This window comes from Bacillus sp. 05T21, assembly GCF_056396785.1.
Genome location: NZ_JBFTMD010000006.1, coordinates 61,394 through 77,083, shown reverse-complemented (window position 1 = coordinate 77,083; position 15,690 = coordinate 61,394). Strand labels below are relative to the sequence as shown.

The 15,690-nt window shown below is 33.1% G+C and carries 12 protein-coding genes and 3 pseudogenes; 11 read left to right on the top strand and 4 right to left on the bottom strand.

Features of this window, described 5'->3' with window-relative positions; translation table 11 throughout:
* Positions 1–4: 4 nt before the first annotated feature.
* The 3 genes from helD (at position 5) to AC1DKZ_RS14060 (ending at position 3,381) form a co-directional block, all read left to right on the top strand.
* Positions 5–2,326: an RNA polymerase recycling motor HelD gene (helD, locus tag AC1DKZ_RS14070; protein WP_476996481.1), complete on the top strand. Its 2,322-nt coding sequence runs from the start codon at positions 5–7 to the stop codon at positions 2,324–2,326.
* On the top strand, positions 2,326–2,922 hold the full coding sequence (locus AC1DKZ_RS14065; protein ID WP_016100887.1) for a hypothetical protein: 597 nt from the start codon (positions 2,326–2,328) through the stop codon (positions 2,920–2,922). Before helD ends, AC1DKZ_RS14065 begins: the two co-directional genes overlap by 1 nt.
* A 99-nt stretch (positions 2,923–3,021) precedes the next feature.
* The gene (locus AC1DKZ_RS14060) at positions 3,022–3,381 is read left to right on the top strand and encodes a hypothetical protein (protein ID WP_476996480.1); all 360 of its coding nucleotides are present in this window, start codon (positions 3,022–3,024) and stop codon (positions 3,379–3,381) included.
* A 55-nt stretch (positions 3,382–3,436) separates the two neighbouring features.
* Here the strand turns inward: AC1DKZ_RS14060 and AC1DKZ_RS14055 are convergent, their stop codons facing one another.
* The 3 genes and pseudogenes from AC1DKZ_RS14055 to AC1DKZ_RS14045 all read right to left on the bottom strand — a co-directional run bounded on the left by AC1DKZ_RS14055 (position 3,437) and on the right by AC1DKZ_RS14045 (position 5,553).
* Positions 3,437–4,114 carry a YdcF family protein gene (locus AC1DKZ_RS14055; RefSeq protein WP_476996479.1) on the bottom strand — a complete coding sequence of 226 codons (678 nt, stop codon included), beginning with the start codon at positions 4,112–4,114 and terminating at the stop codon, positions 3,437–3,439.
* A gap of 93 nt (positions 4,115–4,207) precedes the next feature.
* Positions 4,208–4,720 (bottom strand): DUF3916 domain-containing protein, encoded by a 513-nt coding sequence (locus AC1DKZ_RS14050; RefSeq protein ID WP_016127385.1) that lies wholly within the window; start codon positions 4,718–4,720, stop codon positions 4,208–4,210.
* Positions 4,713–5,553: pseudogene (locus AC1DKZ_RS14045) on the bottom strand (LysR family transcriptional regulator). The gene AC1DKZ_RS14050 and the pseudogene AC1DKZ_RS14045 overlap by 8 nt, the downstream one beginning before the upstream one ends.
* A 112-nt stretch (positions 5,554–5,665) precedes the next feature.
* Here AC1DKZ_RS14045 and AC1DKZ_RS14040 point away from each other — a divergent pair.
* Complete coding sequence (locus AC1DKZ_RS14040) at positions 5,666–6,892, top strand: MFS transporter (RefSeq protein ID WP_476996478.1); 1,227 nt, start codon at positions 5,666–5,668, stop codon at positions 6,890–6,892.
* Positions 6,893–6,986: 94 nt separating this feature from the next.
* Here AC1DKZ_RS14040 and AC1DKZ_RS14035 read toward each other — a convergent pair.
* A pseudogene (locus AC1DKZ_RS14035) lies at positions 6,987–7,214 on the bottom strand (hypothetical protein).
* 261 nt (positions 7,215–7,475) lie between these two features.
* On the opposite strand from AC1DKZ_RS14035, the gene AC1DKZ_RS14030 reads away from it, so the two are divergent.
* From AC1DKZ_RS14030 to AC1DKZ_RS14000, 7 genes and pseudogenes are all read left to right on the top strand, one after another.
* Positions 7,476–8,603 carry a serine hydrolase domain-containing protein gene (locus AC1DKZ_RS14030; protein WP_113936033.1) on the top strand — a complete coding sequence of 376 codons (1,128 nt, stop codon included), beginning with the start codon at positions 7,476–7,478 and terminating at the stop codon, positions 8,601–8,603.
* 285 nt (positions 8,604–8,888) lie between these two features.
* The gene (locus AC1DKZ_RS14025) at positions 8,889–10,052 is read left to right on the top strand and encodes an agmatine deiminase family protein (RefSeq protein ID WP_476996477.1); all 1,164 of its coding nucleotides are present in this window, start codon (positions 8,889–8,891) and stop codon (positions 10,050–10,052) included.
* A gap of 176 nt (positions 10,053–10,228) precedes the next feature.
* A pseudogene (gene psiE, locus AC1DKZ_RS14020) lies at positions 10,229–10,646 on the top strand (phosphate-starvation-inducible protein PsiE).
* Between the two features lie 178 nt (positions 10,647–10,824).
* Complete coding sequence (locus tag AC1DKZ_RS14015; protein WP_476996476.1) at positions 10,825–11,757, top strand: bestrophin family protein; 933 nt, start codon at positions 10,825–10,827, stop codon at positions 11,755–11,757.
* Between the two features lie 229 nt (positions 11,758–11,986).
* On the top strand, positions 11,987–12,964 hold the full coding sequence (locus AC1DKZ_RS14010) for an agmatine deiminase family protein (RefSeq protein WP_476996475.1): 978 nt from the start codon (positions 11,987–11,989) through the stop codon (positions 12,962–12,964).
* A 44-nt stretch (positions 12,965–13,008) separates the two neighbouring features.
* Positions 13,009–13,830: a MerR family transcriptional regulator gene (locus AC1DKZ_RS14005; RefSeq protein WP_476996474.1), complete on the top strand. Its 822-nt coding sequence runs from the start codon at positions 13,009–13,011 to the stop codon at positions 13,828–13,830.
* 81 nt (positions 13,831–13,911) lie between these two features.
* A complete protein-coding gene (locus tag AC1DKZ_RS14000) occupies positions 13,912–15,654 on the top strand; it encodes an amidohydrolase (protein WP_476996473.1) in 1,743 nt (580 codons plus the stop codon).
* The last annotated feature ends 36 nt before the right edge of the window (positions 15,655–15,690 follow it).

The following is a 15,690-nucleotide window of genomic DNA, read 5'->3' as shown; positions in this document are numbered from 1 at the left end:
TTATATGAGTCATTATAAAGAAGAACAACAACGTGTAAATGTAGTCATTGAAAAAGTAGACGAGGAACTGAATGAGCTGGACAGCCGAGTTGGTTCGGTGAAGTCTGAAATTGTAAATATAAGAAAAAACTTTTGGGAAGATGTAAAAGTAAATATAGATAATATTAAAGAGGCGGTTGAAACGGCGGCCAGTATTAGGCAAGAGGCTGAGATTCTTTCGGAAAGGGAGCATACCCATCGACATGCGAAAAATGAATATAATCTTTTAACGAAAATAAAAGATACACCCTACTTTGGAAGAATTGATTTTAAAGAAGAACAAGAGGCGGATACTGATGAAATCTATATTGGTATCGGCTCTTTTTATGATAAAGAGACAAATGAATTTTTAGTATATGATTGGCGCGCACCTATTTCTAGTCTTTATTACGATTATTCTTTAGGAAGTGCAAAGTATATAGCGCCAATGGGGACAATATCAGGTGATTTACTTTTGAAACGTCAATATATTATCCGAAATGGTAACATTCAAAGTATGTTCGATACAGGTGTAACGATAGGAGATGAACTCCTTCAAGAAGCGCTAGGAAGAAATGCAAGTGAACAAATGAAAAGTATTGTAGCGACAATTCAAAAAGAACAGAACAAAATTATTCGAAACGATAAAAGTGATGTATTACTTGTGCAAGGGACGGCTGGAAGCGGGAAAACTTCAGCAGCTCTGCAACGGGTTGCGTATTTATTATATCGTTACCGTGGGACAGTAAACGCGGATCAAATTTTGCTATTTTCTCCGAATGATTTGTTCAATAGCTATATTGCTAACGTCTTACCAGAGCTTGGTGAGGAGAATATGCAACAAACAACTATCCAAGCATACATGGAACATATGATTGGAAAAAGTTTTACTGTAGAAGATCCTTTTTCGCAGTTAGAATACATGTTAACGAAAGAACAGGAAAACGTGTATGAAACAAGGAGAAAAGGGATTCAATATAAATCATCAATTGAATTTATGGGGCTGATTGAAAAGTATGCGAGAAACCTTGGTGAAAAAGGGATGCAATTTCATGATGTAACATTTAAAGGGGAAATAATCATACATGCAAATGCAATATATGATTATTTTTATTCCCTAAACACAGCCATTTCAATACCGAATCGAATGCAACTTGTAACGGAATGGATTAGTAAAAAATTAAATAGCTTTGAAAAGAAAGAAGCGAAAAAAGAATGGGTAGAGCGGGAAATTCAATATTTAAATAAAGAAGATTATAATCGTTTGTATGAAAAGTTAGAGAAGGATAATCAATTTGATTATTACGAGAAAGAGCATGAAGTGTTAACGAAATATGTAGTGAGAAAGCATTTCCGTTCGGTGCGAAGAAAGGTGAAATCTTTAGCTTTTGTAAATCATTATGCATTATTTCAGCAGTTCTTTGAAACGATTCAGAAAGATGTTTTCGCACCGGTTGGTTGGGAAGAAATATGTAAGCAAACAGTAAAGTGTTTAGAGGAAAAGCGATTAGCATATGAAGATGTAGCTCCTTATTTATTTTTAAAAGAATTAATAGAAGGTTTTAAAACGAACCATCTTGTGAAATTTGTATTTGTTGATGAAGTACAAGATTATACACCATTTCAATTAGCGTTTATGAAACGACTGTTTCCGAAGGCAAAGTGGACGTTGCTCGGTGATGTAAATCAAAACATTTTCGCTCATGCTAGTAATAGAGGAACAAATATAATTTCAACGTTGTTTGCAAATAGCAAAGTAGAAATCATTCAGTTAAATCGTAGTTATCGCTCAGCAAAACCTATTATTGAACTTACAAAACATATCATTCCGAACGGGAAAGAAATCGAAGCTTTTAATCGGGATGGTAAGAAGCCGTTATGTATAAAAGTGAATGATGAACAAGAGCGTGTGGAAAGTATCATTGATAAAGCAAGAGATTTGCAAGAGAAAGGTCATAAATCAATTGCGATCATTTGTAAAACCAATGAAGAATGTATGAAGGCTATGGAGTTAATAGGGGATAAATTAGACTACCATTTTGTGCAGAAAGAAAATACGACTTATGAGAAGGGCGTTGTTATTATTCCTGCTTATTTAGCAAAAGGGATAGAGTTCGACGCTGTTATTATATTTGATGCTTCAAGTGATATTTACAGTAAAGAATCTGAACGGAATTTATTTTATGTAGCATGTACACGAGCGATGCATGAATTATATGTATATTATGCAGGAGAGATTACGACAATGCTTTCGAAAGTACCGAAAGCATTATTTCAAAACGAAACGAGTAAAGGGAGAGATGCTTAATGGCTAATCAATTAAATGCTTTTCAAAACTGTAGTAAGGAAGTTTCAATGTTATTACCAATTCCCAAGTATGTAAAATTAGTGCATGAGCATGAAGAACTACGTGACGGTGTAAATGTTGAAATTCAGCGTTATCAAGCAGAAGAACCACTGAATTATGGTGGCTCTCATATAACAACTATTACTTCTCAAAAGAGTAAGCATCTTTTAAGTTACACGAATATGATGCCAGTATACGCTAATAAACTACCTCATAAGGATGAGGCAGAGAAAATAGCGATGGATGTAATGGAAAAGGTTGATCGACAATATGCAAAGGGCCTAACTTTGCTTCGTATAGAAAAACAAACGAGACATTATGTTGACGGGGGACAAACTGTGGAGTTTCCTGTTCTATGGATAAAGATGATGCATAATAACGGAAGTTTTAACTGGGTGACAATTGGTGGTGACGGACAAATCATTGAATTTGAGCGAGAAGTGCGCTGGGATTATATGATGAGTCGTCGCCAAACAGAAATGTGGTATTACGATGATTGGGTATTGGCGCGCACCGGGGAAGGACCACAATTATTGCCGCCAGCTGCGTTGGCTTAATATGTTAAACAATATGTGTACAATGGTAGGCGTCTATGATAATATATTGCTATTTATGCCTTATCTGTATAATAAAATGAACATAAAGGGCTGAGCGTTATGAGAAGAAAAGGTTATTTTATAGACAATGAGAGTAAGCGGTTATACAACAATGACATCGTAGTCTCAAATAAAATATATTCTAATAATCCTACGTTGGCAGAACTGAAACAAATGATTTATAACGGTGGAATAGAAGAAGTGTGTATATCAAATTATTTTGACGATCGAAAAAGTAATTTAGAGCGTGAATCAATAGATGATGTGAGAGCCGAATGGGATACAAAATATCACAATAATATTTGTCTTACTGATGAACCAGTATCTTTAGAAGATTTCCCAGATGAATATCTCTTCTTTGTTGAAATGTGGGAAAATGAAAGAGGAAAAGTAATTTTAGTGTTATTTATGGATCATTAGAATATTCGGGAAGCCTTTATATTGGCTTCCCGATATTTTTTATGTTGAAAAAATATTATGCAAGATGTTGGTAATATACTACGTATTTTTCTAATCCTTCAATCTCTTTCTCAGGAGGTTCAATTCCACCTTTTCGGCCGTAGCAAACATTTCTCAAGTATTCGCCGAAAATCATAGAGCGACTTTTCTCGTTTTCCATCCAATTATATCTATTAATTATAAAATCACCATCAAAACTTGTATCAAATGTATATGGAATACAAGTTATATGTTTTGGTAAATGTTTTTTTAATACTCTATATTGCCGGCCTGCTCCTAAGCTTTTACATACAAATAGTAAACTATTAATTGTTGTAAAATCAAAGATCTTCTTAGCTTCAATTACATTTGCGATAGAATGGAGAGAGTTTTTCTCGAAAATGATAGCATCTTCCGGTACACCGTGTTCAATTAACTTGTTAACAATTACTTCTGATTCTGATAAATCTCCATAATGCCAGTTTGGATGTTTCATTCCATGTAAACTAGTACCACCTGTGACGATAATTTGTGCACCTAAACCTTGTTGATAAGCATGTAAAGGAGCTTGCCAATTACCAGGATGGGAACCACCGAAAACGAAAATTGCATCACACTGTTGTGGTGTTGGTTTTTTTAGGAAAGCGATTTCGGTTATTTCTTCAATTTGTTTTTTCGTAAGATGTGGGACTTCAGGATATTTAGGGATTACCATATGAAAACCTCCTATATAGTGAAATGTTAAATTCATTATATAGCGATTTTGTTTAGTAGAAAAAGGGAAGCTTTTCATTTGGCAGTTCCCCTTTTATGATAACTCTCCTATAAACAAAAGTTCTCCTTCATCATAAAATCCATCTTCATCATGGATTATCTCTTGGAAATGCAATGTTTGGATGCTGTTAGAAATTGATATTTTCCATTCATGCCCGAAGTCGGAAGCATTGGAGAGGGGAATCCATTTTTGAAATTCGTTATCTCTATTGAAAAAATTTTGAAAGTAGTCATCGTTTTTAAATATGATGATTTGTGAGTTCCATAAGCTTGCTATTTTGATCATAACAACGACTCGATATGTATTTGTATCGTTCGGTTTCATTGTCATTAATTGATTCGCTTGATTTAACAGGGCTTGAATGCACAATCGCTTTACTTTCCTAGGTGTTGTACTAGAATCGATAAAAGCCTGAGAGCCTGGTAAAGGCATATGCCAGTATTCATCGTTATAGAAAGTAGACGGAAATGCTTTAGTAGAGTCTTCAATTCTTTTTATAAGAGTTTGTGTTCTTCGTTTCATACCACGTATTTTCTGTTCACGCATTGTTGATCATCTCCATAAATTTTTGCAAGGCAGCTGAGTGAAAAATGTCTTTTCGAGTAATAAAGGTAGTAGGAACCTTTTTAAAGTGATTTGGTAATGTATTTAAAGATACATCATGTTCATAATCTGGAATAATAGATTTCATCATAATAGCCGTGCCCATACCTGATTTTACACATGCAAGTATTGCTTCAATTGTTCCGAATTCTAGTATTCTTTTAGGTGAAATCCCTTCTTCTTGAAGCCAGTTTTCTGTAATAACATCCTTGACTAAAAGCGAGTAAATTCAGTTCTCCTATTGTTTTAAAGGAAGATAGAGGAGTCTTACTAATGAGAACGAGTTCTTCTTCTCGAAATAAAAGTGTATGAAGTTCAGCATGCTGAATATTTCCAGCGATGAATGCTCCATCCAGTTGACAGTCTAAGACGAGTTGAGTTAACCGTTCGGTCGTATTTGTTTCTAAAATAAATTCGACTTCTGGATACTTTTCATAATAGGTCGTTAATATTGGTGGGAGATGAACGGCTGTTGTCGATTCTGTACACCCGATTTTTAAAGTTCCTTTCGGATGGGTTCTATTACTTTGAACAGCTTTAACAGATTGATCCATTAAGTGGATGATTTGTTTTGCATATGTTAATAAAATTTCTCCGTTAGAAGTTAAAGTAACACCTTTTCCGTTCCGATAAAATAATGGTACGCCTAATTCGTTTTCTAGTTGTTTTATACGCATCGTTACACCTGATTGTACATAGTTTAAGTTTTTAGCGGCATGAGATATATTTCCTTCTTTCGCAACTTCGAAAAAAACCGTTAAATCTTTAATGTCCATTTATTATCACCCCGAAAAAGGTATCAATTTTTTTGATGGATTCTATTAATAACACTTATTTTACATGATATCAGAACCTTCATACAATGAAAGGTATATGGGGGAGATAACGTTGATAAGTGAAGAAAAAATTGAAAAGTACAGTAGTTCTAATAAATGGATCATGTTAACTTTGGCAACGGTAGCACAGGCAAGTGCAACACTTATAACATATGGAGTAGGGGTACTCGCTTTATTTTGGAAACAGAAATATGCACTTTCGAATATGCAGGTTGGGTTGTTAATAAGTGCTGTAAATATTGGTCCGCTGTTTTGTATGCTTTTTGCCGGAAGGTTACTTGATCGATATAATGAAAGAATATTAATTGGAGCGAGTGCTGTATTACTTGGTGGGGCGCTGTTACTTGCTCATACGGCAAGGGGATTTATTGGGTTATTATTTGTTCTTCTTTTAATAGGGACCTTTTATAGTGTATCCCAGCCAGGTGGAAGTAAAGTAATCTTGAAATGGTTTCCGAAAGAAACACGCGGATTAGCTATGGGAATAAGGCAAGCAGGTATACCTATTGGCGGGGCATTAGCAGGAGTAATAATCCCTTTGCTTACAATTAAATTTAGTTTAGCTTATACGATAAATGTTATTGCAACTATATGTATAGTAGGCGGGTTATTGTTTTTCATATTTTATAAGGAATCGTACGTACGAGAACACACGACCCAAGAAAATGTAAGTATTTCTTTTTGGATGCAGTTAAAAAAGGTAATATGTAAAAAAGAGCTGTATCCAATTTTTATTACAGGTATTTGCATGATTTCTTTACAAATGATATTAGTCGGACATTTTATAAAATTTTTAGTCATTGAAAAATCGATAACACCTATTGTAGCAGGGAAAGTATTTTCAGTTATGCTATTTGCAGGAATGATTGGGCGAATTATATTAGCTACAATAAGTGATACATATTACAAAGGTGATCGTCGTACACCTTTATTAATAACTGTATGTATTTCTTGTTGCTTAATTTTAGTTGTTGTAATGAGTATAAACACAATGACACTTGAGGTATTGTTTGTGATGAGCGGACTGCTAGGGTTCTTTGCGATTGGTTGGTTTAGTCTTTTTATGGTTGAAGTTGCTGAGTCTGCAAGTGAGGAATCGGTAGGGATGACAGTGGGTTTTGCGCTTACGTTAAATCAAATAGCTATTATTTTTATGCCTGCTTTGTTTGGTTATATAGTAGATGGAAAAGGCTACACATATGCATGGATGGGGATAGCTGCATTATTAAGCGTTTCAGCGGTGAATTTATGTAACAGTAAAAGAATATTAAAAATGTAAATCTTTTATGAAGAAAATCTAAAGAAATGTCGTGAGAGTGACATTTCTTTTTTTATATGCTGTATAATCAATTTAGAAATGAGATTGGTTTTCATTAACGCTCATTTCCTCTTTTGAAATTACCTGTAATTTTAGCCATAATAAGCTGTGTTTCTTTTTCGTTACTTGCCCGATTTATTTTGTTTTAAAAATTTTCAGCATCATTTCCTTTTAAAATTATAATCTTTTTTCCTTAATATTCAATTAAAACTATATTGTTTTTTGTTACTCGATAATGAAACATCATATCATCTAAACGATTGAGCTTATCGGTCTTTTTCAAATTAACGCCTCCATTCTTGTTAATGTGTAACGAATGTTACATAAAAAATTAAAATTAAAGTTGGATGTATCCGATTGTAAGGTGGAAATTTTGTAAAAAAGAACTACAATAGAGAGTAGTTAAAATTTGAACGTTAGAAAAAGGAATCTAGTTTACTATGAGGAATAATAGAGTAGATAGATTATAAGATATTTAAAAATTAAAAGATATAGAATAGAATGGAAAAGTATAAAGTGAAACTAGATAAAAGAGGGTTCCCATATGTTTAAGAAATGGTTAATCGCTTTCTTTGTTTTTGCTATTTTTTGTGGGAGTGTCGCTGCACTCATACATGCAAATAAAGAAAAGAAATACAGTTTGAAGGCATTTTCAAATTTTGAGGATAAAGTTGGAAATGTTCAATCGAAAGTTGATGCGAATCAGCAAAAACGTTATGATATTGCAGCAACGAAACTCGATCAATATTTAAAAGATAAAGGATTTAACGGAACGGTTCTCGTAACGGATAAAAATAATGTGGTTTTACGAAAAGGCTACGGGTATGCGAATATAAAAGATAAAGTTTTAACAACGCCAAGAACAAAATATCGCATCGGTTCCATAACGAAAACAGTAGTTGCAATATCTATATTACAGCTAAGAGAAAAAGGGAAATTGAATATTGAAGACAATGTAAATAAGTATATTCCATCGTTTCCAGCAGATAAAAACATTACGTTACGAAATTTGTTAACACATACGTCCGGGTTACCAGATCAGGGACAAGGTAGTGTTGATGCGGCATCACGTTTAAAGTTAGTAACGTGGATTGGAGCGCAAAAGTTGCAATTTCCTGCAGGGACAGGATGGAAATATACAGATTATAATTATATGGTACTTGCGTATATTGTAGAAAAGATATCGAATAAACCGCTTGCTGAATATGTGAAAGAAAACATTTTTACTCCTGTTGAAATGAATGAATCTGGTATGGGTGCAACTCTCCCTGAAGATATTTTCTTAGCAGAAGGTTACACGAAAAAAGATAATGAGTTAATAGCTACACCCCGCTTAAAAATGAACTGGCTGTATGGTTGTGGTGAAATGTATACGACCGTTGAAGATATGAAAAGATTAGATGAGGCTATTATGGATGGAAAGCTGATTTCTAAACAAAGCTTATCAGATATGTTTACAGTATCACCTGCGAGAAAATATGGATTTAGCTTCTATATTTACCCAGATTATTATCATAACCACGGTGTATTAGCTGGCTGGAACACTTTTAATAATTTTAACTGGGATAAAAGAACGTTTGTAATATTATTCTCTAACGTACAAAATGGTATGAATGATACATTTAATCAAGAGTTTAGGAAATTAGCGAATGATTTAATAGAAGGAAAATAATTATTTGAAAATCGGTATTGATATAAAATTATCAATACCGATTTTTTTATTTAGTGAACAAGCATGTATGAGAGGGGATTAGTATTAGAATAAATTTATGAAGGAAGTTAAATGATATGGATGTTAAATATAGGAAGTGTATTTTGTGAATGTCATCTATTTGTATTGAAATTATGTGATTATCATGCGGAAGAATAATTGGTAATTTTTACATTGATGAAAAAGCTTGAGCTTCACACTATGTTAAGCCTTACAGTATTGTAGACATGAACAGGAGGTTGAAAAATGAAAAAAATAGTAAAGTTTTGTTTAATAGCTACATTATCTACAACGATTATTAGTGGATGTTCTTTTGAAGGGAATAATGAAAATGCCAAAGGGAAAGAGAAAGAGGATAAAAAAGTAGAGGTACAGAAAAACGCTGGAAAATATACGATGCCGGATGAAAAAGATAAACATGAAGGTACATGGCTACAATGGCCTCATGAATACACATATGGTCAAGAGTATAAACAAGAAGTTGAACCTATTTGGATTAAGATGGCAAGTGCTTTAACTGAGGGTGAAAAAGTCCACATTGTTGCATATGATGAGGAAGAGAAAGAGCGAATCAATAAGCTTTTAATAGATAAAGGGCTGAATATGGATAAAGTTGATTTCTTTATCGCTCCTACTGATGATGTGTGGGCAAGAGATAGTGGACCGATTTTTGTTTATGACAATAATAAAAATCTGAAAATATTAGATCCAGCATTTAATGGTTGGGGAAAGAAAACTCCATATAAAAATGATGCCCGTATACGTGAGAATGTTAGTAAACAATTAGGGATTGAAAGAATTGATTGGGGGAAATTTGTCCTTGAAGGTGGCGCAATTGAATTAGACAGCAATGGGACTGCTTTATTAACTCGAAGCGCAGTAACGAATAAAAATAGAAATCCTGATTTATCAGAAGCGGGAATTGAAAAATATATAAGTGACCTTGGGGTGACAAACTTTATTTGGTTAGATGGAGTGCCTAATTTAGATATTACTGATTTTCATATTGATGGATTTGCTAAATTCCATGATAAATCTACAATCGTAACGATGGCAGAAGATGACTTGGCTGAATGGGGCTTGTCAAACAAAGATATGGATAAATTGTTAGATGCAAAAAATGCTTCAGGACAGAAATATAAGTACGAATACTTACCGCTTAGTAAAGATAAAGTTACTTTAGAAGGTGGAAAAACTCTAGATTATAAGGGGTCGTATATCAATTATTATGTTGGGAATACAGTTATATTGGTGCCTAACTATAATGATCCAAATGACAAAATCGCAAACGATACGATTCAGAAATTATACCCGGATCGTAAAGTAGTGGGAATTGATGTGAGAGAGCTTTATAAAAATGGCGGAATGATCCATTGTGTGACACAGCAACAACCGATTCAATTGAAGTAATCGATTATAGTTTCGTTATGTTGCTTTATAGACAAAATAGGTGAAATGCTATCTTTACTTATTTTGTCTTGTTTTAACATCTGTAACAAGAGTGAAATGTATAATTTTAATGTAACGATAATTAAATAAAAGTATATTGTCATTATTGTTTTATATGGAAAAGGAGAAAAATGTTTGTGTTAAAGAATTTAAAAAGAGTATTTTCGTTTTTCCCTATCGTTCTACAGTACATTATAAATATAGCTTTGATCTGTTTGGGAATTGTTTTAAGTGTGTTTCTTATGAAAGAAGTCATTCAATTTATACAAGAACTTAAATTAAATAGTGAGGAATCTAGTTATCATTTAATTGATAGCATTGTCGTATTCTTTTTATATTTTGAATTCATCGTAATGATTATAAAGTATTTTCAAATGAACTTTCATTTTCCATTACGTTATTTTATATATAGGTATTACGGCTATTGTTCGTCTAATTATTATAGACCATGATAGTCCAATGGATTCATTGATATATGCTTGCGCGATTCTTGTATTAATTAGTGCTTTATTCATTGCAAATTCTAAAATAATGCGTCGTGATTTAGAAGAGTGAACGTTTGTTGTTTAAATCAAAAAAGATGTTTTATCTTTTGGTAAAAAGGAGTAATAGTATTGAAAGAAATAATCTTAACCAGTTTTATAATAATAGGGTTTATGATTCTACTATTTAATTGTATACTTTCATAATTTAAAAGAATAAAAGGTTAATAAGGAAAGAGGTTTTTGTAAATATGGTTCATTACAATAATCAAAATAGTTTACATCAAATATTTACATTAAAGGGAACAGTTATAAGAGATATTTTCCCGCAAATTTTATTATATATATGTATTTCAACGATAGTAGCTGTGATTAATTATTATTATGTAGAAATAAAAATTAATCAAACTCCTTGGGTAATTGTTGGAGGAGCTTTAGGTCTACTGTTAGTTTTTCGTACTAACACTGCCTATGATAGGTATTGGGAAGGTAGAAAGTTATTTGGCACGGTTGGTGCTTGTACTAGAAATTTGGCAGTTAGTTTTTTATGTTATTGGGAGTCTGAAGGGAAAAAGACGGATCAGGAAAAATTAAAATTTTTACATTTGTTAATTGCTTTTCCAAAGATAGCGAAAGGACATTTGAGAGACGAAAAAGATTTATCCGAAATAAAAGCATTGTTTGATATTTGTTCTGAGAAGGAAAAAGAAATGTTGGCTGAGTCTATTCATTTACCGATTAGTATAGTTTTTATGTTAAAAACTATACTATCAAAAGGTTTGAAAACGGGTCAAATTCACCCAAATGCAATAATTAATATGGAAGCTGATTTGAATACTCTGCTTACGGCTGTGGGTGGATGTGATCGGATCAAAACAACGCCTATTCCTTTTGCATATTTTGCTCATATTAAAATTTTACTGCTCATATTTTGCGGGACTTTATCGATTGGTCTTGTTGATAGTCTTGGATGGTTTACAGTACTTGCAACTACGTTTATAAGTTTTGCATTTATAGGGATTGAAGCAATAGGGGTTGAAATTGAGGATCCATTTGGTCAGGATCCAAACGATCTTCCGCTAGAAGGGATTTGCATAGGGGTAGAAACACATTTAGTGAATTTATATAATCAAAACGCCCTGTTAGAAGTAATGGATTTGAATCTTGATAAAAAAATAATCTAATCCGTCATTGTGTACGGCGATTAAAATTTAAAAATCTTGTCAAGAGTCAGTTTATGGCTTAACGACGGCTTTATATTTTTTATATAAATATATAATATTTCTCCGTGCTATAATCCATTCATGAAATGTGCACGTTTCAAAAATTGTAATGAAAAGAGAAATGAATTGGGGAATAGTTAGCTTATTGAAAACAGTTATTCAATCATTATTAAAAAGCGAGGTAAGTAATATGGGACAAAAACATAGTGGCATTATTTTTACTGCAATACCAGATGAATCGAATGAATATTATCGACCATTTTATGAAGACATTATTTATTTTAATGAATACTTAAATGAAAATAAAGCATTTACCGATCAACTTATATCTTTATCTGTTGAAGAGCAAGACTTTCATACAAACTTTTTTGAGTATGATGATATTTGGCTAAGAGATGTTGCACCAGTTGTAACAAATCATCTAGTTAAATTCAAATATCAACCAAATTACTTACCGAAAGATCAAGGACGATATTTAGATCAACAATTTAATAAATGGTTGAAAAAAAACGACTTTGAATATGTGACATCTCCATTGATATTAGACGGTGGAAATCTTATTTGGAATAAAAAAGATACCGTTATATTAACGGAACGCATATTTGATGATAATTATGATTGGACGGAAGAAGAAATTATAGAGCAACTGGAATGGGATTTAGATGTGAGTCGGGTTATTATTATTCCTGCTGAAGAGGGAGATGTACTTGCACACGCAGACGGGATGGTTAAATTTACTGATGAACATACAATGTTTATTAGTGATTTTTTAGGGGATCATGAATTTAGATATAAGGTTCAAGAGATTATTCAAGAGCAAATGCCAGAGGCTGAATTTATAGTTGTTCCTTCGTCATATACAGAGAAGGGCCAATACGATGAAGAGATAGCGTCAGCAAAAGGTTTATATATAAATATGTTAGAAACATGTGATACGCTTTACGTTCCTAAGTTTGGATTAGCTAAAGATGAGGAAGTTTTACGATATATTCAACAGCATACTGAGAAACAAGTTATTCAAAGTCATGTAGGAGAAATATCGACAATGGGAGGCGCGATGAATTGTTTAACGTGGTATTGTCCTAGTCATTTGTTACCTTCAAAAATGAAAAGGTTGAACGATCAGAATGAAGGTTCTTCAATCAGAAAAATATTTGATTGGTTTTAATAAATAAGCTTATATATAAGAAAATGTATTCAAGGGGTATTTATATGTATACAATTACTGAATTTTCACGGATTTGTAAAATGAGTACACGAATGTTAAGGCATTATGATAAAGAGGAAATATTGAAACCAGCATATGTGAATCCAGTAAATGGATATAGATATTATGAGCAAGGGCAGCTTGAAATAGCGTTGAAAATTAAAAAGCTAAGGGAGTACAAGTTCCCTTTACCGAAAATTAAAATAATTCTTCAATCATCAGATCAAGATTCATTTATTAAACATATGCAATCGCAAATTATAGAGTTGTCTCATGAGGTAAAACAAAATTTACAGGTTATTTCAGAAATGAATGAAATGGTAAATATGAATCATGCTTTAAATACTGCTTGTCATAGAAATTACGATATATTAATTGGAATAAGAAATGAAATAACGGTAATTGCTCAAAGACTGCAAATAAATATAGATGATATGGATGATTATTTTTATGACTTATATGAAAAAGTACAAAAGCATAACTTACAAATGGTTGGGTCGCCCTCTACGGTCTTTTATGATGAAGAGTATATTCCAAATGAAAGTGATGTTGAATTAAGAATTCCGGTCATGCATGGGAACAATAAAGATGTAGTACAAGAATATGAAATAAAAAAATTAAATCCACATCAAATCGTTACTACTATGCATTATGGAAGTTATGACTATATAGGCTACGCTTATATTGCGTTAGAAAAATGGATTGAAAGAAATGGTTATGTAATAGATGGTTCACCATATGAGGTCTACATAAAGGGACCTGAATGTGATTGTTTAGTAGAGGAGTATGTGACACAAATTTGTTTTTTAGTTATGAAAATAGACTGAGAATAAGGATTGACATTAACATTATGTCAATCCTTATTCTATTTATGTAAGTAATTCATCATAATAAAAAGGAGAAAGAATATGAAAAGAACAATCACGATTATTTGTCTGATTCTAAGCATGACATGGGTTTCAGCGTGTACTCCTGGAGTAGGAGAAGGTGAGAATGGTAGCTTCGTTCTACCTAATYAGTTGCCGAAGAATGTAGTGTTTAAAAATGGTACAATCTATACTTCAAATGACAAGCAAGACATTGTAGAGGCTGTAGCCGTTAAAGAAGGGAAAATTACATTTGTTGGTTCAAATAAGGATGTAGAAGAATTGATAAATGAAGATACGAAAGTGGTGGATTTACAAGGACGTTTTATTCTCCCTGGTTTTGTGGACAACCATAATCATATTTTTGAGGCGAAATCACCAGCAGCAGGGAATTGTAGTGTTTCATCAGATGCTGCGCTGCAAGAACAACGCTCGTATTTAAAAGCTTGTAAAAAAGATGTCAAGACAGGGGAATGGATAAGTGGAACAGGGTTCAGTTTGGAAGAGCTGTTAAAAGATATGGATGAAAAATCAGAACATCAAACCCCATTACAAGTTCTTGATGAGCTATTTCCTAATAACCCGGTATTAATTATGGAAAGAACCTCTCATTCTGTATGGGTTAACTCAAAGGCATTGGAATCAGCAGGAATAAATAAAGAGACGAAAGATCCGCAAGGCGGAAGAATCATCCGGGATCCAGAGACAGGAGAACCTTTTGGAATTCTGTATGATACAGCTGGGGATATCGTGATGGAAAAAGCATGGAATTCTCAGCCTAATCTCTTTGAAAAAAATTATGAAGGTTTGTTAGACGGTTTAGATGAGGTTGCGAAGAATGGAATTACTACAGTCGGCGATGGACGTCTCTATTGGAAACGAGGCTGGTTAGATGTTTGGAATAAAGTAAATGATGAGAAAAAGTTAACATCGCGAGTAGTACTTCGTCCGTGGGTATATCCGAACTTAAATGAAGCAGAACAAATTGAGTATTTCAAAAAAATTAAGCGTGATGATGTATCATCTCGAATGCTTATTAATCAAGTGAAAATGTATAGTGATGGAATTAGTATTAACAGCACAGCGAAAATACTAGAAAAATATAAATTTGAGTGGTTTAAGGGAACACCGTATGGCTTGAACTATATTCCAGAAGAAAAAATGAAATGGTGGTTAACGGAACTTAATAAACTTGGTTACGGTGCACTCATTCATACGATTGGGGATGGCGGGGTAAGAGAGAGTTTAAATGCAATTGAAGCAGCGAAAAAAGAAGGTGCAAATCAGCCTTATACGCTCACACATGTTGAAATGGTAGAAGATAGTGATATAAATCGTTTTGCTAAGTTAGGTATTAGCGCTGATTTCCAAGTAGGTCATGATTTTGCAGAAGATCCTAAACAAAGCTGGGCAAGTGCGTATTTTACAAATCAACAGATGAAACGAATTATGCCGTTAGGACGCATTTGGAAAACAGGAGCAAATGTATCGCTTAGTAGTGATTGGGACGTAAATGAACTAAATCCACTTGTGACAATTTCGAATGCGCTAAGTATTGAAGAGAAAGGCTTATCTGATATATATGCAGCTATTGATGCTTATACGATTAAGCCCGCCAAAGCATTAGGCCTTGATAATATTACTGGTTCAATTGAAGTAGGTAAATCAGCCGATATGGTATTACTAAATGAAGATATCACTAAAATGAGTGTCGATAAGATTCCGAATGCGAAAGTTTTAGTGACGGTTTTACAAGGAGAAGTAGTGTATCACAAGGGAAAATAAAGAATCAGTTTATGAAGTAGTTAATATATTCCTGTT